The 19,170-nt window shown below is 63.2% G+C and carries 15 protein-coding genes and 1 pseudogene; 10 read left to right on the top strand and 6 right to left on the bottom strand.

The window, feature by feature from the left end; all coding sequences use genetic code 11:
* The first annotated feature begins 2 nt into the window (after window positions 1–2).
* The 4 genes and pseudogenes from J8C05_RS13475 to bchU all read left to right on the top strand — a co-directional run bounded on the left by J8C05_RS13475 (window position 3) and on the right by bchU (window position 3,796).
* A complete protein-coding gene (locus J8C05_RS13475) occupies window positions 3–428 on the top strand; it encodes a M67 family metallopeptidase (protein ID WP_211423275.1) in 426 nt (141 codons plus the stop codon).
* Between the two features lie 6 nt (window positions 429–434).
* Window positions 435–695, top strand: a pseudogene (locus J8C05_RS15810) (MoaD/ThiS family protein); the annotation flags it as partial.
* On the top strand, window positions 681–1,886 hold the full coding sequence (moeB, locus tag J8C05_RS13470) for a molybdopterin-synthase adenylyltransferase MoeB (RefSeq protein ID WP_459543878.1): 1,206 nt from the start codon (window positions 681–683) through the stop codon (window positions 1,884–1,886). The pseudogene J8C05_RS15810 and the gene moeB, both read left to right, overlap by 15 nt.
* An 839-nt stretch (window positions 1,887–2,725) precedes the next feature.
* Window positions 2,726–3,796, top strand: coding sequence for a bacteriochlorophyllide d C-20 methyltransferase BchU (gene bchU, locus J8C05_RS13465; RefSeq protein WP_211423273.1), 1,071 nt, complete (start codon window positions 2,726–2,728; stop codon window positions 3,794–3,796).
* 237 nt (window positions 3,797–4,033) lie between these two features.
* On the opposite strand, the gene J8C05_RS13460 is transcribed toward bchU, so the two are convergent.
* On the bottom strand, window positions 4,034–6,787 hold the full coding sequence (locus J8C05_RS13460) for a cation-translocating P-type ATPase (protein ID WP_211423272.1): 2,754 nt from the start codon (window positions 6,785–6,787) through the stop codon (window positions 4,034–4,036).
* Window positions 6,788–7,059: 272 nt separating this feature from the next.
* On the opposite strand from J8C05_RS13460, the gene J8C05_RS13455 reads away from it, so the two are divergent.
* The 6 genes from J8C05_RS13455 to ggt all read left to right on the top strand — a co-directional run bounded on the left by J8C05_RS13455 (window position 7,060) and on the right by ggt (window position 14,171).
* Entirely contained in the window at window positions 7,060–9,201 is a 2,142-nt protein-coding gene (locus tag J8C05_RS13455; RefSeq protein WP_211423271.1) for an MFS transporter, read from the top strand.
* Between the two features lie 67 nt (window positions 9,202–9,268).
* Complete coding sequence (locus tag J8C05_RS13450; protein WP_211423270.1) at window positions 9,269–9,919, top strand: hypothetical protein; 651 nt, start codon at window positions 9,269–9,271, stop codon at window positions 9,917–9,919.
* Window positions 9,920–10,062: 143 nt separating this feature from the next.
* On the top strand, window positions 10,063–10,467 hold the full coding sequence (locus J8C05_RS13445) for a carboxymuconolactone decarboxylase family protein (protein ID WP_246840768.1): 405 nt from the start codon (window positions 10,063–10,065) through the stop codon (window positions 10,465–10,467).
* The gene (locus tag J8C05_RS13440; RefSeq protein WP_211423269.1) at window positions 10,464–11,441 is read left to right on the top strand and encodes an alpha/beta hydrolase; all 978 of its coding nucleotides are present in this window, start codon (window positions 10,464–10,466) and stop codon (window positions 11,439–11,441) included. The genes J8C05_RS13445 and J8C05_RS13440 overlap by 4 nt, the downstream gene beginning before the upstream one ends.
* A gap of 11 nt (window positions 11,442–11,452) precedes the next feature.
* Window positions 11,453–12,406: a ChaN family lipoprotein gene (locus J8C05_RS13435; protein WP_211423268.1), complete on the top strand. Its 954-nt coding sequence runs from the start codon at window positions 11,453–11,455 to the stop codon at window positions 12,404–12,406.
* A gap of 31 nt (window positions 12,407–12,437) precedes the next feature.
* Complete coding sequence (gene ggt / locus J8C05_RS13430; protein ID WP_211423267.1) at window positions 12,438–14,171, top strand: gamma-glutamyltransferase; 1,734 nt, start codon at window positions 12,438–12,440, stop codon at window positions 14,169–14,171.
* An 11-nt stretch (window positions 14,172–14,182) separates the two neighbouring features.
* Here the strand turns inward: ggt and J8C05_RS13425 are convergent, their stop codons facing one another.
* The 5 genes from J8C05_RS13425 to J8C05_RS13405 all read right to left on the bottom strand — a co-directional run bounded on the left by J8C05_RS13425 (window position 14,183) and on the right by J8C05_RS13405 (window position 19,160).
* The gene (locus tag J8C05_RS13425) at window positions 14,183–15,616 is read right to left on the bottom strand and encodes an efflux transporter outer membrane subunit (RefSeq protein ID WP_211423266.1); all 1,434 of its coding nucleotides are present in this window, start codon (window positions 15,614–15,616) and stop codon (window positions 14,183–14,185) included.
* Entirely contained in the window at window positions 15,613–16,668 is a 1,056-nt protein-coding gene (locus J8C05_RS13420) for an HlyD family secretion protein (RefSeq protein ID WP_211423265.1), read from the bottom strand. Before J8C05_RS13420 ends, J8C05_RS13425 begins: the two co-directional genes overlap by 4 nt.
* Window positions 16,665–17,411, bottom strand: a complete 747-nt coding sequence (locus J8C05_RS13415) for an ABC transporter ATP-binding protein (protein ID WP_211423264.1) — start codon at window positions 17,409–17,411, stop codon at window positions 16,665–16,667. The genes J8C05_RS13420 and J8C05_RS13415 overlap by 4 nt, the downstream gene beginning before the upstream one ends.
* 89 nt (window positions 17,412–17,500) lie before the next feature.
* Window positions 17,501–18,646: an ABC transporter permease gene (locus J8C05_RS13410; protein ID WP_211423263.1), complete on the bottom strand. Its 1,146-nt coding sequence runs from the start codon at window positions 18,644–18,646 to the stop codon at window positions 17,501–17,503.
* A 7-nt stretch (window positions 18,647–18,653) separates the two neighbouring features.
* Entirely contained in the window at window positions 18,654–19,160 is a 507-nt protein-coding gene (locus tag J8C05_RS13405; RefSeq protein ID WP_211423262.1) for a PaaI family thioesterase, read from the bottom strand.
* Window positions 19,161–19,170 lie beyond the last annotated feature (10 nt).

Genomic DNA, 19,170 nt, shown 5'->3' with positions numbered 1-19,170 from the left:
CGATGCTGGTGCTGACACCCGAACAGGAAGCGGCCATCCGCGCCCATGGCGAAGCCGATTACCCTTACGAATGCTGTGGCCTGCTGCTTGGCACCTTTGCTGCCGACGGCCGCAAAACGACGGTGGAGGTGATGCCGATTTCCAATGCGCGGGAGGAAAGCGCCAAGCGCAACCGTTTTCTCATCACGCCGCAGGAACTCATGCGTGGCGAACGCTATGCGCGCAGCCGCCAGCTCGACATCATCGGCTTTTATCACTCGCATCCCGATCACCCGGCCGTCCCATCGGGTTATGACCTTGACCATGCCCTGCCGGTGTATTCCTATGTCATCGTGTCGGTGGCGCAGGGACGCGCCGGGGAGGTGCAGTCCTGGGAACTGGAAGCTGACCGCAGCCGCTTCAACCCTGAATCCATCGTGAAAGGATGACGTGCCATGCCTGTCACTGTGTTGATACCAACGGCGTTACGTGGCTTTGCCGGTGGCAAAGCGGAGATTGAAGTGACGGCCGCAACGGCTGGCGAGGCCCTGCTGGCGCTGGGCAACGCGCACCCCGAACTCAAAAAACACCTCTTCGATGAGCAGGGTGCCGTACGCAGCTTCGTCAACGTTTACGTCGGCGATGAGGACATTCGCGCGCTTCAGGGGCTGGAAACGCCGGTGCGCGACGGCGAAACGGTCATGATCGTGCCTTCGATTGCCGGGGGCGCACCGGATGGTGATACGGCCGGGCGTCCGCTGCCTGAACTGACCCCGGAGGAATACACCCGCTATGGGCGCCATCTCATCCTGCCCGAAGTGGGACTGGAAGGCCAGCGCAGGCTCAAGCAGGCGCGCGTTCTGATGGTGGGGACGGGAGGGCTGGGCGCACCGTTGGGGATGTATCTGGCGGCGGCCGGCGTCGGGACGCTGGGCATTGTGGATTTTGACGTGGTGGATGCCTCGAACCTGCAACGGCAGATCATTCACGGCACGAAGGACATCGGCCGTCCGAAGGTGGCTTCGGCGCGCGACCGGCTTCAGGACATCAATCCCAACGTCAAACTCGAAATCCACGAAACCCGTCTGACGAGCCGCAACGCACTGGACATCATCCGCGAGTACGACATCGTCGTGGACGGCACGGACAACTTTCCCACCCGCTACCTGGTCAATGACGCCTGCGTGCTGCTCGACAAGCCCAACGTCTATGGTTCGATTTTCCGCTTCGAGGGGCAGGCGAGTGTCTTCTGGGGATCGCGTGGTCCGTGCTACCGCTGTCTGTATCCCGAACCGCCACCGCCCGGACTCGTGCCGTCCTGCGCTGAAGGGGGGGTGTTGGGTGTGCTGCCGGGCATTGTCGGTGCCATTCAGGCCAATGAGACCATCAAGCTGATTCTCGGCGCTGAAGGCGTGCTGCTGGGGCGGCTGCTGCTCTTTGACGCCTGGCGGATGAAATTCCGTGAACTCAAACTGCGCAAACATCCGCAGTGTGTGCTGTGCAGCGACCACCCGACGATTCGGGAACTCATTGACTACGAGCAATTTTGCGGTCTCAAGCCGCCAGCTTCGACGGAGAAACCGGCCATGGAAGAAATCACTGCGGTGGAACTCAAACGCCGTCTCGATCTGGGTGAAGACTTGCAGATCATTGATGTCCGCGAGCCGCACGAGTACGACATCGCGCGCCTGCCGAACAGCAAACTCATTCCGTTGGGAGAAGTCGTCGCCCGCCGGGATGAGATTGACCCGACGCGCACGACGATTGTCCACTGCAAGATGGGCGGACGCAGTGCCCGCGCCATCCAGGCGCTGAAAAATGCAGGTTTTCCGGGGGAACTCATCAACCTGGCCGGCGGCATCACGGCCTGGTCAAATGATGTTGACCCCAGCGTGCCAAAATACTGAACCACACCACAGTTGTCCCAGTGCGTATGGGATGCCCACTCAGGTGGCATCAGCACCGGTTTCCTGCCGAAAGTGCTGGTCAGCGCAGGCTACTGGGAGGCAGGACGTTCCGGTGTGAGGGGCACAAGCCAGGCCGGTTGCCCTTCCGGTCATTCTGGTGCTGTGGGCTGTTGCCTGCTGTCCCGAAGTCTGGCAACCCGTAGGGGGGCAGGCGGGCACGCCAGCGACTTTGGAACGTCCGCTGTCGCCGGTGGTTTGGGCTGGCTGTGGATGAGGTTGCGGGTGACACGCTCATCGTTCACAACATTGGCACCAGCGCATGTCTGCGCAAGTCTGGAAGATGTGCTGTTTGCCTGGCGGGTGACCGGCCACTACCGGTACTTTCCATCATCCGGGCAAAACACGGCCGTGCCACGCGCCGCCTTGAAATCCTGAAACAAAGACAAACGCACCCGCCCTGGGAGGTCAACCTCCCAGGGCGGGTGCGAAAGGTGTTCCCGGCGACGTGCCGCCTTCCGGTGGCTGAAGCCGGGCTTTTTCCGTTGGCTCGGTTGCCTGGTTGGCACCTAGTTGGCAGCGATGTCCTTGGTGTTGGCAACGACAAGCTTGATGATGCCCCACAACGCCGCGTAACCACCCAGGACGAACAGGCAGGCAAGCAGAATGGCCGTCATGGCAGTGACCCTCCTCTGGATACGTTTCGAGCGGGGAACTCACTCTTTGGCTCCAGCTTACAAAACCAACATAGCGCATCAGCGTCGGTTTTTGTACGTTGGATAAGGATTTCACTCACCATCATCTCCGGGCTGGCAGGCTGTCGCCCGGCAAAGGAGTTCCCTATGTCAAGTCCGGTTCCAGCGGCCGCCGAACACCCGGCCGATGTGCTCGATGATGCGCTCTATGAACAGTATGTGCGTGCGTGCGATATGACCTATCGCGGCACGGTGGATCTGTTTGTCCTCAAGGCCGCCTATGAGCTTGGTCTGTTTGGTCATCTGGCTGAGCAGCCCCAGTCGGTCGAGGCGCTGGCAACCGCCACCGGAAGCCGTCTCAACCGGTTGGTCAAGTTTACGGACATGCTTGTGGAAATGGAGCTGCTCACCAGGGATGCTGAAGGCCGGCTGGCGCTGACGCCCTTTGCCCGCCAGTTTTTCCTGCCGCCCAATCCGGCCAACGAAAACCTGACCATGGAGCCTTTTGTGCGCTACGCCGTCACGATTATGGAGCGGTATCACCTGCATCTGGCCAAGGTCATCCGGGGCGAGATGGACTTCACGGCGCTGACGCCCTGGCCGCCCAGAACCCGCGAAGACAGCGCGTTTTACGAGGAAATCCACCGCAGCAACAACCATTTCGTCCGCAACCTGCTCGTGGAGGAAGCCGATCTCGAAGGCGTCACGCATCTGCTCGATGTCGGCGGCGGCAATGGCGACATTGCGATTGCTCTGGCCAAGCGGTTTCCGTCTATCGAACGCATCACGCTGGTCAACCTGCCGTCGGCGCTGGAAATTGTGCGGGACAACGTGGCCGCGCACGGATTGTCTGACCGCATTGTGCCGGTGGCCCTGGATATGTACCGCGATCCGTACCCGGCCTGCGACGCCGTACTGTTTGCCCGCATTCTCTATCCCTTCAACGCCCAGGTGTGCGCCATGCTGCTGGGGAAAGCGCAGGCGGCGCTGCCGTCGGGCGGGCGCGTCATCGTGGCTGACATGCTGCTGCGCGACGAACGTGGCTTGGCCAACTACGACTACCTGGCACATTTCCTGACCAGCGTGGGGGTTGATCCGGCAATGATGACCTTCAAGCGGCAGGACGAATACTTCGACGTGTTCCAGCAGCTTGGTTTGGTGGAGGCCCGGAAGGTCGAGCGCCACGGCCACGTGCTCTACCAGGCGCGCAAGGGGTGATTGCGCCGATACACAAACCGCCTCAACCCATGGCCACAACCCGTGTAGGGGCAGGTTCAAAACCTGCCCCTACATGACCGATCCCACATAACCTGCCTTTATGCAACCACATACATAAATCACCCTTATGATGGGGCACCACGATGGGGCAGGTTCAGGAACAGGGCCGGTTTGCCGCAGGTCTAGCGTAGGGGCAGGTTTGGGAACCTGCCCCCACGTCAATTGTGTTCGGTGGATTCAGGCCGTGGTTGGGGTTTCCTGGGCCAGGGTGCGCTCCTGACTCATCCGCTGCCAGCGTTTGTAGGTCTCCATCACGATGAACACGATGGTTGCCAGTGCCGCCAGTCCAAACCACTTGTCCAGAGACAAGGGTTCAAGGCGCAGGACCGACTGCATCACCGACCAGTTCATCGAAAGGATGTGAACGCTGAGCGCCGTGAGCGCCCCGCCAATGAGTACCGGGTTGCGTCGCCAGGAAATGCTGAAGGCCGATGCCGTTTCCGACCGGCAGGTAAGCACGTAGAAAAACTGAATCAGCACAAAGAATGCCAGCAGAATGTTGCGCGCTGAGTTGACTTCCACACCGCTGTTCATCAGGTACACCCACAGCCCAAAGCACAGCACGGCCATGGTTATGCCGCCGAGCAGCACGCGGGTGATCATGCGCCGGTCGAAAATACCCTCCTTGGGATCGCGTGGCGGCTGCCGCATCGCACCCTCCTCGCCGGCCTCGAATGCCAGCGCCACATCCTGAATGCCGTTCGTCACCAGGTTGAGCCACAACCACTGCACGGCCGACAGCGGCATAGGCAGTGCCAGGGCGACCGTGCCGCCGATGAGAATGAGCGAAGCCGCGCCGGTCGAAATGAGAAACCAGGTGACTTTGCGGATGTTGGCGTAGGCGTAACGACCTTCCTCGATGCCAGCCACAATCGAGGCGAAGTTGTCGTCGGTGATGATGATCTGCGCTGCTTCCTTGGCCACGTCCGTGCCGGAACCCATCGCCACGCCAATGTTGGCCCGGTTGAGCGCCGGAGCGTCGTTGACGCCATCACCAGTCACGGCGACGACTTCACCACGTGCCACGAGCGCATCCACAATGGCCAGTTTCTGGTCCGGCGTAACCCGGGCAAACACCCGCACCTGCGGATGGGCATCGAGCCATTGCCGGAGTTGTTCGCCGGTCAGTCCGGCCAGTTCCTTTCCGGCAACGGTCTCCTCCTTGCTTTGCGCCAGTCCCAGGTCACGGGCAATGGCCAGCGCGGTCAGTGGATGATCGCCAGTAATCATCAGCACCTTGACGCCGGCGCGCCGCGCCTGGGCAACGGCGGCTTTGACCTCCGGGCGCAGCGGGTCAATGAAGCCCACGAGTCCAACGAGGGTGAGTCCTTTGACCTGCGTCAGGTCGGGCAGTGCATCGCCTGCCGGGGCTACCGTGCCGTGGGCGATAGCCAGCACGCGGTAGCCTTCGGCCGCCAGTGCGTCGGACTGCTGCACCACATGGTTGAGGTCCAGCGGGCGTTCGCCGTCGGCGGCCAGCATGGTCTGGCAGAAACCGGCCACGACCTCGACCGCCCCCTTGACGGCCACCTGGATGTGGTCGCCGCTGCGGTAGGCAACAGCCGCATAGCGCCGTTCGGATTCAAACGGGATTTCTTCCAGAAGCGGATGGTTTTTCCGTTCCGTTTCGGGTGTCAGGCCGAGTTTGTGGCCCAGAGCCAGCAGGGCCACGTCCATGGCGTCGCCACTGTGCCGCCAGCCCTCGGCAGTGCGTGTCAGCGCCCCTTCATTGCACAGAATGGCCGCCCGTCCCAGGCGGCGCAATACCTCGCGTTGGGCGTCGGTCAGCGGACGACCATCAGCCAGCGTGACTTCACCTTCCCCGCAGTAGCCCTGACCGGTGGCTTCAAAGCGTTGCCCGTCCGGCAGTACCAGCACCTGCGCCGTCTGCTCGTTGAGGGTCAGCGTGCCGGTCTTGTCGCTGGCAATGACCGTGCAGCTCCCAAGACTTTCCACGGCCACCAGGCGCCGCGCAATGACCTTGCGGTTAGCCATTCGCGCCGTTGCAATGGAGAGCGCCACGGTGAGCGCCACCGGCAGCCCCTCTGGAATAGCCGCCACGGCCAGCCCAACCATGACGAGAAACACCTCCCGGACAGGCAGACCCTGAAACACCGACACCACGCCGAGCAGACAGGAGCAGGCCAGAATGATGATGCCGACCTGATGGGAAAACTGCTCCATGCGCACGAGCAGCGGCGGTTTGGCGCTGGCGACCTCGATGAGTGACTGGGCAATGCGGCCGACTTCCGTGCGGGTGCCGGTTTCGACCACGACCCCCATACCGCGCCCCGTCACCACCAGCGAGCCGGCAAAGACCATGTTCGTCCGGTCGCTGACCGGTGTGGTTTCAGCCAGCGGTGCGACGGACTTGGTGATCGGCATGGATTCGCCCGTCAGCAGCGCCTCATCCACGCCCAGGTTCGACACCTGAACCAGACGCACGTCGGCGGCCACCTTGTCGCCGGATTCAAACAGCACGATGTCGCCCGGCACGAGGTCTTCGGCCGAAACGGTGAGCACTTCGCCGCACCGCCGGACCCGCGAGCGGATTTCGAGCAGGCTCTGCAAGGCGTAGGCGTTTTGTTCAGCCCGCCATTCCTGATAGGTTCCAATGATGGCATTGAGGATGACGACGCCAAAAATGAAAGCGGCATCCTTGAAGTCGCCGATGGCGAGGGCGACCAGGCCGGCAATGAGCAGAATGTAAATGAGCGAATTCGTGAATTGGTGCAGAATGACAAGCCAGAGCTGGGGCGGCGGCTTGGTGGGGAGCAGGTTCCGTCCATACTGACGCTGGCGCGCCGCCACGTCGTCGGGAGTGAGTCCGTCGGGAGTCGTTTGCAGGCGGGCGTAGATGTCCTGCGCTGAAAGGGCATGCCACGGAGTGGGCGGCAGGGCATTGGTGGCGGCCGAGTCGTCTCGCTGCATGAGGCATTCTCCTTGGTTGGAACATCAGAACATCGCGCCAGGAGCAACCGGATGAAATCGGGTAGGTCTTCTGACCCGGCGCCGTCCGCCACGGGAAAAGGCGGAAGTTGGTCGGCGCCAGCGCAATGCGGTGTAAGACGCCGATTCAGGGCGTCTATCGTAGGTGTTTTGCCGGCGGATGGCTACCCGGCGGGGCGTTGCTCCGGGCTGGCGGCCGGTTGGTGTATCGTCCCGCGTCATCCGGGCCGCGCGATGGCAGAGGGACCCTGCCGATGGCTCCGGCCGACTGTCGCCTGTGGAGTCTGGTGCTGATGAGTCATCCCGGAAGCCGTGAGACCGTGGCCTACTGGGCCGTGTGCCTGCTGATGCTCGCGGCGCTGGTGGATTCGCAGCTCATCGGGGCCATTGCCCCAAGCATTGCGTCTGGAATCGGCGCTTCCAAAACGGCGGTGGCCCAGAGCGCCGCCGTGTATTCGCTGGCCAATGCGGCAACGGCCTTCTGGCTGGTCGGGCCGGGCCGCGCGTTGCATCCCATCCGCGGCCTGCCGCTGGCGGCACTGTTGTCCGTCGTGGCGTCCGTCGTGGCCGCCCTGTCTCCGAACCTGTGGGTCTTTTATCTGGCGCGGATGGTGGCCGGCTTTTCCGGCGGTCTTGTCTCCGCCCTGGCCATTGCCGCGTTGGCCAACACTTCGAGCTATGCGGCCCGTGGGGTGCAGATGAGCGGCGTGGCGGTGAGTTACTTTCTGGCGCCGGTCATTGGCGTGCCGCTGGGCGCTTTTCTCGTCGGACGCTTCGGCTGGGCGTCCGCCTTCTGGTTTGCGGCGCTGGCCACGACGCTTTCCGGCGCGCTGGTGCTCCGGTTTCCGCTTGCGGAAACATTGCCGGCGGCACCCACCCCGACGCCAAAGGCCGGAGGCATGCGAAGCCTGTGGCAGATGGCCAACCGCTCCCGTTCGACCCGGCTGGCGCTCATCAGCGCGGCTTTCGTTTCCGGCGGTCTCGTCGCCTTTTCTGCCCTGCTGGGCACGTGGCTGTCGGATGCCTTTCGCGCCGACGAATTCCGCATCGGGCTGATGTTTGGCCTCACCGGGATTGGGGCTGTCATCGGGGGGGCCGTGGGCGGCAGGCTGGCTGACCGCTACGGCAAGCGGCGGGTGGCCGTTCTCGCCAGTGGCTGGATGGCGTTGGGGCTGCTGCTGGTGCCTACCTTTGCCTGGACGTGGGGCCTCTACGTCTCCGTGGCGTTTGCGGCACTGTGTGCGGCCGTGCGCGTGGCACCCCTTCAGGCGCTCACCAGCGAGTTGGTTGCCCCACATGAACGCCCAGCTTTCATTGCCCTGCGCAATGGCTGCTCGCAACTGGGCATCGTGGCCACGGTGGCGCTTGCCGGTGTTGCCTACCGTGCCGGTGGCTTTCTGGCCGTGGCGGCCGTCTGCGCTGGCGTCACGGTCGTGGCCTGGGCCTGCCTGCGCGGCCTCGACGATCCACAGGTGGGACGGGTGTCCGGGGACGTTCCCCGGCCGCGGCTCTGGCCGCTTGTCCTGCGGCGCGTCATGGTGTGGGCGCTCATCCTGGGACTGGGACTGCCTTACTTGGTGAGTGTCGCCGTGACCAAGGCGCGGACGCGCCCGGATGAGCGTCGGCGCACGGATACACCGGCGGCGCTGGGCGCACAGTACGAGAACGTTGCCTTTGAGTCGGCCGGCATTCCACTTACCGGATGGTATCTGCCGGCCCGGACCCATCCGGTCACGATTGTCATCACCCACGGGCTTTTCCGCTCCCGGTATGAAACGCTGGAGCGCGGCGTGGCGCTGTGGAAGTTGGGCTACGGGGTGTTGCTTTACGACGTACGCCGCCACGGGCGGAGTCGTGGTGAGTTTTCGACCGTCGGCTACGCCGAGCGGCGGGATGTGCGGGCGGCTGTGGAGTTTGTCCGCCAGCGCGCACCCTATGACCGCATCGTGTTGTTGGGCATCTCGATGGGAGCCGCCGCGAGCCTGCTGGCGGCGGCCGAAACCCCGGAAGTCGCGGCGGTCATCAGTGACAGCAGCTTTCGGTCATTTCAGGATGCGGTGGCCAATGACGTACGCTACCTGGGGCTGCCCCGGTGGCCGCTGACGCCGGTGCTGGCCTACACAACGGCCTGGCGGATGGGCTTTGCGCCCGGTGACTTTGACGTTGAACGCGCCGTGCGCCGGATCACCGTGCCGATACTGTTCATCGGTGGTCGCCAGGACCGGCGCATGCCGGTGGAAACGACGCTCGAACCGCTGTACCAGGCGGCCCGGCATCCGGCAAAACGCCGGCTCATCATCGAGGGGGCGGCGCATGGGGAAGCCTATCCGCTCGCTCCGCAGCGTTATATCGAGGCAATTGATGGCTTCATTCAGGAAGCACTCATGCTACCGTAGGAAAGCGTGTGATGCGTTTGATGAAACGCCTCGAAAACCTTCAATCCATTCCGAGAGGAAAAATCCAATGACCGTTGTTCGTACCGGAGCGTTGACCCTGGTGGCCCTGCTGGGCTTGAGTTCTGCCGGAACCTTCCCGCCTGCGGCCCTGGCGCAGCCGGCGGCCCCGGCGCAGATGGGGCAAGGGCAGATGGGGATGGGTGAAAACGATCCCCGCAAGGCGACGACCATTCAGACGACCTCAGCCAGGCTCGGCAACGTGGCCGATGCCGTGATGGTTCGCTATCTGAACCTGCCTTGGGGAGCGCAGACCTTTGGTTACATTGAAAATGGCGGCAACCAGTTCTACAGCACCCGGACCTGGCCCGTGGCCCATCTGACCCTCAAGACCCGCGTCAAGTTTTTCGGTCGGGAATTTGAGCCGGGCGACTATGTTCTGACCATCGTGCCCAAGGGGCTTGCTCCCAAAATGGGGATGCAGGTGCGCAGCTTCCAGCCGCGCAGCGAGGGCGGAACGTTTCTCGTGCCGGGCAACGTCTTTACCGAGACGCCCGATGGTCCCATCGTGGCTTCGCGCCCCATTGAATTCACACCCGGCGCACCCCAGAGCGACGCCATGCGGATTTCGCTTGTGTTCAGGAAGAACATGGTCGAGATGACCATCAACTACGGCGACCGCTCCTTTACCGAAAAACTGGAGATGGTGAAGACGAAGTGAGGTACACGGCGGTGAGCCGGCGGGCTTGCCGCCGTTTCTGCCTCCTGCCAAACCTTTTGCCGGCTGGCGCTGCTGTGTTTTTTGCGCTGGCGCTGCCATGACTGGCCCGCCCGGAGCCAGGCCTACAGGGGAAAGTAACGTTCATGTCTGACACGCAGGAGCCGTTGATTCCAACCGCTGGAAGTGCCCCGACCAATTCCTATTCCATGCTTGAACCGCGCATGAAGAAAGTCTATGGGGCTTACTACAAAGAGCTGTATTACACCCCGGAGCGGCGGGTGCTCGATCCGAAAATCCAGGAACTCATCTCGATTGCGGCTTCGCTGGTGGCCAAGTGCGAAGGCTGTCTGGACGGTCACATGAAGAAAGCGCTCGAACTGGGGGCGACCAAGGAAGAAATCAGCGAAACCATCTGCATTGCGGCCGCCATCAATGCTGCGGCCATGATTGACCTGTCGGATCGCTGCGCCGAGCGCCTCAACCTCAACCACTTTCCCACGACACCGCCTGCCGCTGGCGCGTCCTCGTCAGGCTCCAGCGCGTCATGAAGCCTATCCGAAGCCTGAACCGGCTGTGGTTTCTGGGTTGGCTGTGGCTTCTGGGGTGGGTTGGCCTGTCTGGCACGGCGGCGGTGGGGCAGGCGGTTCAGACGCCGACAGAGCCGCTTCCGGGAAAGACGGACGCGATGGACTACGGGGTGTTTCACTCGGCCAGCCTGGGGCGGGAGGTGCCTTATGCGGTGTCGCTGCCGCCGTCATACCGCACGTCGCCGGAGCGGCGTTACCCGCTCGTCATTTTTCTGCACGGCATGTTCAATGACGAGCGTGACTGGGAGCGCCGGGGTGTCCAGGCAGCGCTGGATGCCCTGCGCGCCAGGGGGCAGGTGGGCGAATTCATCGTGGCCATCCCACGCGGTGAAAACAGCTTCTACATCAATGCCAGGCAGGGCGAACGCTACGAAGACGCCATCGTGCAGGACTTTCTGCCCTTCATCGAGCAGCGGTACCGCACGCTCGGCACGCGCGCCGGCCGTCTGATGGCCGGCATTTCCATGGGTGGCTATGGCGCTTTGCTGATTGCGTTCAAGCATCCGCAGCTTTTTGCCGGTGTTGCTGCACACTGTGCTGCGATTTTTACCGAGGTGCCACGGCCGTCCCAGGGAGCCGATGACCGCATCGGAACGTGGCGCTACGGACTCGCCACCAAACTGTATGGCGATCCGCCGGACCCGGAGTTTTTTGACCAGCACAGTCCTCTGACGCTGGCGCGCCGGCAGGCTGCGGCCCTGCGCCAGCTCAAAATCTACTTCGACGTTGGCTCGGAAGACCGCTACCGCTTTGATGTCGGCAATCAGCGGCTGCATGAAACCCTGGAGTCCCTTGGCATACCCCACGAGTTTACGCTGGCTTCCGGCGGTCACGGCTGGGCTTTTCTCCTTGCGCGCAGCGAGGCGGCCTTTGGCTTTTGCTGGCGTACGCTGTCACCGTCTGTCCTGCCCCGTCCGGTAAAGGCTCTGAAATGAGGTATTCCGCCATGCGCAAAGGCAGACCTGGTTGGGTGGTGTATGCCCTCATCGGATGGTTCGTGTTGGGAGGCGCGATGTCACAACAAATCCAAGGTCAGGCAACCTCGCCGCCATACCGCATTTACAAGCCGGACGGCCAGCCGGCCACGCTCGATGACATTGTGGCCGCCCTGGCGCGGGTCGAGGTGGTGTTCATTGGCGAGTCCCACGATGACCCCGGCGCGCACGCGCTCCAGCGCGACCTGCTTCAGGCTGCCCACGCGCGCTACGGTACGGATACCGCCGCCGAAAAGCGGCAGGTGGTGCTCTCGCTGGAGATGTTCGAGCGGGACGTGCAGCTTGTTCTCGATGAGTATCTGGCCGGTCTCATTCCCGAAACCCAGTTTCTGGCGTGCAGTCGTCCGTGGAACAACTACCAGAGCGACTATCGTCCGCTGGTGGAGTTCGCCAGAGCCCAGCGCCTGCCGGTCGTGGCGGCCAATCCGCCCCGCCGCTACGTGAACCTCGTCGGACGTGAAGGGCGCGACGCCCTGACCAGGCTTTCCCAGCCGGCCCGGGCGCTGCTGCCGCCGTTGCCCTACGGGGCTGCTTCGGCCGATTACGAAGCCAAATTCCGCAGCCTGATGGCCGGGATGCACGGCGCGGCAGGCGGCGACGGGGAACGCCAGATGCCGAACCTTTCGCGCATGCTCGATGCCCAGTCGCTGTGGGATGCCGGGATGGCCCATGCCATTGCGGAAACCCTCGCCCAGGTGCCACGCGCCCTTGTCATTCACCTCAACGGACGCTTCCACAGTGAAGAAGGTCTGGGGATTCCAGAGCACCTGGCGACCTACCGCAAGGGTACCCGCATGCTCATGGTGACGGTCGTCGCCGATGCCGATGACCCGGAAACGTTTGACGTGGCGCGCTTTGGCAAACTCGGCGACTTCGTGGTGCTCAGTGTCAAACCCAAGCCCTGAAAGGGCTGTAACCAACCGTGGCCCATTCCTGATGAAACCCTGTTCGATACCGCTGTTTTGGAAGCTGGCCGGACGCAGCTTCCTGATCCTGGTCTGCGTCGCCGCCCTGTTGCCGCCACAGATGAAAGGGCAGGTGGCGCGGCAGCCGGTGCGCGCCAGGCGCGCCATGGTGGCCTCGTCCAGTTCGTTTGCCTCGCAGGTCGGGGTGAAAATTCTGCAGGAAGGCGGCAATGCCGTGGATGCCGCCGTAGCCGTCGGGCTGGCGCTGGCCGTGACCTTCCCGGTTGCCGGCAACATCGGCGGCGGCGGCTTCATGCTCATCCGCATGGCGGACGGCCGGACAACGGCCATTGACTACCGTGAAACCGCGCCGGCCCGGGCAAGCCGCAACATGTACCTTGACGCCAACGGCAATCCCATCCCGGAGAAATCAACCCTGGGCTATGCTGCCGTGGGGGTTCCCGGTACGGTGGCCGGTTTCGATCTGGCACTGCGCAAGTACGGGCGGCTGAAATGGGCGCAGGTTGTGGCCCCGGCCCGGCGGCTGGCACAGGAGGGGTTTCCGGTCAGTTACGCTTTCTCCCGCGGCCTGCGTATGGCTGAGCGGTTGGACAGGTTTCCCGACAGCCGCCGGATTTTCCGTCGGGACGGTAACTACTACGCGGAGGGCGAAGTGTTCCGCCAGCCGGAACTGGCGGCCACGCTGGCGCGCCTGGAAAAGCGCGGACCGCGCGAGTTTTACGAAGGCGAAACCGCCCGGCGGATTGCTGCCGCCATGGCCGCCAATGGTGGTTACATCACCCTCGATGATCTGAAGAACTACCGTCCGGTGGAACGCGAGCCACTCCGGGGGACGTACCGGGGGTACGAGATCATCACCTTCCCGCCGCCCAGCTCCGGCGGCATCGTGCTGCTCAACGTGCTCAACCAGCTCGAAGGCGACAACCTGGCCGCCCTTGGGGCCGGCTCGGCGGAAGCCAGCCATCTGCTCATCGAGGCGATGCGACGCGCCTTCGCCGACCGCGCCACCCTGATGGGCGATCCCGATTTCGTCACCGTTCCGGTTGCGGAACTCATCTCAAAAGACTACGCCCGGGCGCGCCGCGCGACGATTGATCCGCAGCGCGCCACACCCAGCGCCGACATCCGACCGGGGCTGGACGCGCCGGTTTCGGAGGCCAGTGAAACGACGCATTTCACCGTCGTGGATACCGAAGGCAACATCGTGACAAATACCTACACGCTCAATGGTCCCTACGGGTCGGGCGTGACCGTGCCGGGGACAGGCATTCTGCTCAACAACGAAATGGATGATTTTGCGGCCAAGCCGGGGGCGCCGAACTACTACCAGTTGGTGCAGGGAGAAGCCAACTGCATTGCGCCCGGCAAGCGTCCGCTGTCGTCCATGACGCCGACGATTGTTCTCAAGGAGGGCCGGCCCTGGTTTGCCATTGGCAGTCCCGGCGGGCCGACCATCATTTCCACCGTGGTGCAGGTGGTCATCAACATCATTGACCACCGGATGAACCTTCAGCAGGCCATTGATGCGCCGCGTCTGCATCACCAGTGGCTGCCGGATGTGGTGATGTGGGAGCCTTATGGGATGACCGCCGACACCAGACGCGCGCTGGAGGCCAAAGGACACCGGCTGGACATCGTGCCGCGCTACAACGGTGATGCGGAAGGCGTCATGATTGATGAAACCGGCATCCGGTTGGGCGCCAGTGACCCCCGCAACCCTGACGCCCTCGCGGTTGGATACTGAAAAACGGTCAATCACCAGCCTCCACCCAGCGCCTTGTAAAGGGCGACGGCCTGGCGCAGTTGCTGGGTTTCGCTTTCAATCTGGTCGAGGGCGCTGGAAAGTTGTCCGCGGCGCGCTTCCAGAACGGTCGTGAAGTCTTCCAGCCCGCTGGCATAACGGACTTCGGCCAGGCGGGCGCTCTCCCGTTGCTCTTCTGTCGCCGCGGCCAGCGCGCGCCGCCGCTCACCTTCGCGGAGGTAGCTCACCAGCGCGCGCTCGACTTCCTCGAAAGCGCGGAGCACGGTTTGTTCATACCGGAGGGCGGCCTGCTCGGTCTGCGCATCACGCACCGCAATCTGGTTGCGGATGCGTCCGCCGGTCAGGATAGGCAGCCGGACCGTCGGGCCGGCGGCAAAGAAATTTCCGGCGCCAAGGGTCAATCCGGCCACGCTTGTGGCCTGACGCCCGACACCGGCCGTCAGGGCAAACTTTGGAAACCGGTCCGTTCTGGCCGCGCCGAGCCGCGCCAGGGCAGCCGCCAGTTCGGCTTCCGCCTGTCGGATGTCGGGTCGGCGCTGCAGGAGGTCGGAGGGAAGGCCGACGGGAATCTCCGGTGGAGACATGGGCCGGGACGCGCTCTCGGTCAGAGGTTCGGCCAGGGTTCCGGGGGGCGTTCCCACCAGGACGCTCAAGCGGTACAGGCTGTCGCGGATGCTGGCTTCGAGGGGCGGCACGGCCGCCCGCAGTTCCTCCCACTGTGCCGCTGCACGTGTCACGTCAAGCTGCGAGGTCAGCCCGGCCTGAAACCGTGTGCGGGTGAGTTCCAGGATGTCACCTTGGATTTGGAGCTGCTGCCGCACCAGTGCCAGTTTCTGCTGCGCTCCGCACAGATCGATGTAAATCCGAGCCACTTCGGCTGCCGTCATGAGCCGTATGCCATGCATGGCTTCTTCGGCCGCACGGGCGTCCTCGCGGGTTGCCAGGGTCAGCAACCGTGTGCCACCAAAGAAATCAAGTTCCCAACTGGCATCGAAGCCGAGTTGGAAGATACCTGTTTCGCTGGAAATGCCGGGCAGGTTGGTGATCCGTCCGATACCCTGGGGAAGCCCGCCACGGAGGCGTTGCGTACTGGCTGCGGCCGAGAGGTTCGGGCGCTGGGTGGAGGCTTCCACACCAGCCTGTCCGCGTGCTTCCCGAACCCGCGCCAGGGCGATGCGAATGTCAAGGTTCGCGTTGAGGGCGCGTTCCACGAGGTGCGTCAATTGCGCGTCATGAAAGTGTGTCCACCAGGTGTCGAGTCTGGCGGATTGTGGTGAAACCCCCTCGCCCATGGGTGAGGTCCAGGCGGAAGGCGTCTCGACGACGACTTTGCGAATCGGCGGTCTGGCCGCACAACCGGCAACCACCACGGCAAGGCACAGTGTCGCTCCGGCGCGAAGCCAGTCCTTCGGTACATCACCTGTCATGGCTGCCCTCCCTGGTCAATGTAAACATCCATTTGTTGCCCGACGAAAATCGGGGTGTCCTTCGTGGTCACGCGGTAAATCACCTGGAACACCCGGGTATCCACCCGCTCGGTGGCATCACCGGTGAGTGATTTCTTGGGAATGACCAGCGGTTCCTGGCGAACGAACTCCAGCGGCAGGGCCACGTTGGCCTGCCCACGTAGGTAGCCGACGGCCTTGGAACCAGGACGCACTTTGTGGGCTTCGTTCTCGTCAATTTCCACCCGGACATGGAGCTGATCGGCGCTCCCCAGAATGAGAAGCGGCTTCGTCAGTTGACCGGCCTGGGCATATTCGCCGGGATGAACGTTGCACTGAAGGATGGTGCCGTCGGTCAGCGCACGGATGGTCAGGCGTTCGAGATCGGTTTCAATCCGCTTCACATGGGCTTCCGCCAGTTTGACCTCGCTGCGGGCGACATCGAGATCGGCTTTCCACGTGCCGGCCTCCAGCCGCGCAAGCTGGGCCTGGGCTTCCTCATGACGCGCTTTGGCGGCGGCAACCGCAAAACGGCGCTGCTCGACTTCTTCGGTGCGGACCGCGCGCTGGTCGGCAACCTGCTCGATACGTTTGAGGTTTCCTTCGGCATCCGCCAGTTGCGCGGCGGTTTCCTGTACCCGCGCGGCAAGGGCCGGGCGGTCGGCGCTCCATGGCGCCTGTTCGAGGCGCTCCAGCCGGGCGCGCGCCACCGCCAGGGACTGGCGCCGCACCAGAAGCTCCGCCTGAAGGTCACGTCCGTCGAGTTCAAACAGCCGGTCGCCGGGTTTGACCCTGTCCCCGACGGCCACGAAGACGCGCATCACGAGTCCCGCCACCGGGGTGTTGATGGCAATGTTTTCGCTGCTGGCTTCGATGAGTCCCACACCGGCCACACTCCGGGCATGGACGGCGCGGGGCGGCGGCGCCGGCGGCCGTTCGGCTGTTCGGACCGGTTGGGAGACATAGACGGAATAGCCCGCATAACTGAGCGCCGCGACCGTGACAAGCGGCAGTGTCCAGACTTGAAATTTCATACGTCCTGCCTTTCCGTGTGTGTAACCCGTCCATCGGCCATGTGGGCAATGGCATGGGCAAAGTTGAAGATGCGGCTGTCGTGCGTCACAACAATGACGGCACGGCCCGGTCCAACGGCAACAGAGGTGAGCAGCTCCATGACGGCCCGGCCCGTGACACCATCGAGCGCCGAGGTCGGCTCATCGCACACAATGAGCCGTGGTTCGTGAATCACCGCCCGCGCCAGCGCCACGCGCTGCTGCTGGCCGCCGGAAAGCTGTGAGGGGAAACTCGATACCCGATGGGACAGCCCCAACTGGCTGAGCAATGCGGTGGCACGTGCCACCGCACGGGCGCGCGGCACGCCGGCCGCCAGCAGGGGGACGGCGACGTTCTCGGCGGCGGTAAGGGCCGGAAGCAGGTTGAACTGCTGAAAGACAAAACCAAGGTGCCGCCGGCGAAACTGTACCTGCCGGGTGTTGGACAGCCGCGAGGGCGTCTGTCCCAGAACGTGAACTTCACCTTCGGTGGCCTCCAGGAGTCCGGCGATAATGGAGATGAGTGTTGTTTTGCCGGAGCCGCTTTCACCGACCAGAAAGGTCATTTCACCAAATCTGGCCTCAAAGTCGGCGCCACGCAGGGCGAGGGTTCTGGATTCACCCTGTCCAAAGACTTTCGTCACGCCATGGCAGGCAACGGCCGGGCCTCCGGTCGCTGGCAGGACGCCTCCACGTTCAGGTTCCAAGGGTGTGGTGTGGTTCATGGTCATTGGCCTCCAAAGCCACTGCATCCGGGAAAAAGTCCTTTAGGATATGCGTCATGGGATGTGCGTCATCTCCAGGGCGCGACGGCCTAGCCGCGAAAGACGATGGCGGGTTCGAGAAAGAGCACCTTGCGAATGCTCAGCAGGCTGGCCAGCAGGACGATGAAAAACACGACGCCGCCCGTGCCGATGGCGACCTGCCAGAGCAGGATGAAACCGCGCAGTTGAATGGCGGCGTCCCGCGTCAGATCAAAAAATGCCGCGCACATGGCCATGCCCAAGGCATAGCCGATGATGCCCACTACCACCGCTTGCAGCAGGATCATGCTGACAATCCGCAGGTTTGTGACGCCAATGGCCTTGAGGGCGCCAAACTGTTTGAGGTTTTCAATCGTGAAGATGTAGAAGGTCTGCCCGGCCACGACCGTCCCCACCACGAGCGCAATGAGGACGGTAATGCCAAAGTTGACCGGAATGCCCGTATTGCGGATGTAGTAACCGATGGTTTCCCACTCGAACGCCTCGCCCGTCATGGCTTTGAGCTTTGGGGAGGTTTCGCCAATCCGGCGGCAGAGGTCGGGAATATCCACGCCAGCGGCGGCCTTGACCAGAATGAAAGACAGATGATTGCGCTCACGTCCGACGTAGTTCACGGCCTGGCTGTAGCGCGTAAACATGACGGGGAACGTGGCGAACGGCGCGCTGGCTTCGCAGATGCCGACAATCGTCACCCGTCGGTCATTCATTTCCATGACCTGTCCGACGCTGAGCGGGGCCTTGGGGAAGAAAAAGTAAAATCCTGCGCGGTCAATGATGACCGCATCCGGCTGCCGGAGGTCTTCAATGCGGCCCACGAGCATGCGCCGGGGGGCGCCGACCAGCGTTTCATCATCGAGTCCCATCAGAATGACGGTTCGGAACCGTCCGTCTGCCGCGCGTACCCGTGGATTACCCTTGAAGAGCCGTACGGCCCACTCGACTCCGGAAATGCCCCGGACGCGGTACAGATCGTTGGTGGTGAGCGCGGCGACTTCATCAATGTACTGGGTTTCTTTGTCCATCACCCACAGATCGGCATCGGGAATATCCCTGATCTGGCTGCGGGTGCGGTTCATCAGCCCGGAGAAGATGGATGCCTGGTGCGCCATGAGAAATGATGCAAAGGCAATGGAGAACACCAGACCAAGAAATTTGGAACGGTCGCCAAGGAGCATTTTGAGCGCGACGAAATTCATGGCTACCTCACGGTGCTGGGGATGGCGTGTGTGGGGGCGTGGTGTCCGGGGTGTCTGAAGCGGGGCCGATGTCCTGGACTGGTACGCTGGTGCGAAGCAGGTTGCTGGTTGCGTGTGCCAGACAGCGCTGGCCGGCGTCATAAAGCCAGCACTCGGCATTGATGATGTTTTTGCCGTGGCGTATGACGCGCGTGGTGGCGGTGATGACCGCCCCGGCCGGGACGCTGCCAAGAAAGTCAATGGTGAGGTTGACGGACGTATAAAACACCTCCACGTCGAGCGTGCCGTGGACAGTGGCGCCGATGACTTCATCCATGATGGCTGCGGCTGCGCCGCCGTGCAGGATACCGGCAGGATTGGTCATGTCTTCCCGGACGATGAAGGTGAAGGTGGTCTCGCCGGGCCGGGCCGCGGTGAGCGTTCCGCCCAGCCAGCGCGCCAGAGGGGAGGGGCTGTGGGTGGCGAGAGGGCAGCCAATCAGACGGCGGAAGCGTTCCAGGCGGGTGCTGTTCATAACGGCGTCC

The sequence above is a fragment of the Chloracidobacterium sp. N genome (genome assembly GCF_018304765.1).
Lineage (GTDB): Bacteria > Acidobacteriota > Blastocatellia > Chloracidobacteriales > Chloracidobacteriaceae > Chloracidobacterium > Chloracidobacterium aggregatum.
The sequence above is the reverse complement of the archived record's forward strand: the minus strand, read 5'-3'. Positions and strand labels throughout refer to the sequence as shown.

Bases quoted from the DNA above. Each gene is read 5' to 3' on its own strand.
- J8C05_RS13440 (WP_211423269.1), top strand. From the start codon at position 10,464: ATGAAGCCTATCCGAAGCCTGAACCGGCTGTGGTTTCTGGGTTGGCTG.
- J8C05_RS13415 (WP_211423264.1), bottom strand. From the start codon at position 17,411: ATGAACCACACCACACCCTTGGAACCTGAACGTGGAGGCGTCCTGCCA.
- J8C05_RS13460 (WP_211423272.1), bottom strand. From the start codon at position 6,787: ATGCAGCGAGACGACTCGGCCGCCACCAATGCCCTGCCGCCCACTCCG.
- J8C05_RS13420 (WP_211423265.1), bottom strand. From the start codon at position 16,668: ATGAAATTTCAAGTCTGGACACTGCCGCTTGTCACGGTCGCGGCGCTC.
- J8C05_RS13445 (WP_246840768.1), top strand. From the start codon at position 10,063: ATGTCTGACACGCAGGAGCCGTTGATTCCAACCGCTGGAAGTGCCCCG.
- bchU (WP_211423273.1), top strand. From the start codon at position 2,726: ATGTCAAGTCCGGTTCCAGCGGCCGCCGAACACCCGGCCGATGTGCTC.
- J8C05_RS13405 (WP_211423262.1), bottom strand. From the start codon at position 19,160: ATGAACAGCACCCGCCTGGAACGCTTCCGCCGTCTGATTGGCTGCCCT.
- J8C05_RS13410 (WP_211423263.1), bottom strand. From the start codon at position 18,646: ATGAATTTCGTCGCGCTCAAAATGCTCCTTGGCGACCGTTCCAAATTT.
- J8C05_RS13455 (WP_211423271.1), top strand. From the start codon at position 7,060: ATGGCTCCGGCCGACTGTCGCCTGTGGAGTCTGGTGCTGATGAGTCAT.
- ggt (WP_211423267.1), top strand. From the start codon at position 12,438: ATGAAACCCTGTTCGATACCGCTGTTTTGGAAGCTGGCCGGACGCAGC.
- J8C05_RS13435 (WP_211423268.1), top strand. From the start codon at position 11,453: ATGCGCAAAGGCAGACCTGGTTGGGTGGTGTATGCCCTCATCGGATGG.
- moeB (WP_459543878.1), top strand. From the start codon at position 681: ATGATCGTGCCTTCGATTGCCGGGGGCGCACCGGATGGTGATACGGCC.
- J8C05_RS13450 (WP_211423270.1), top strand. From the start codon at position 9,269: ATGACCGTTGTTCGTACCGGAGCGTTGACCCTGGTGGCCCTGCTGGGC.
- J8C05_RS13475 (WP_211423275.1), top strand. From the start codon at position 3: ATGCTGGTGCTGACACCCGAACAGGAAGCGGCCATCCGCGCCCATGGC.
- J8C05_RS13425 (WP_211423266.1), bottom strand. From the start codon at position 15,616: ATGACAGGTGATGTACCGAAGGACTGGCTTCGCGCCGGAGCGACACTG.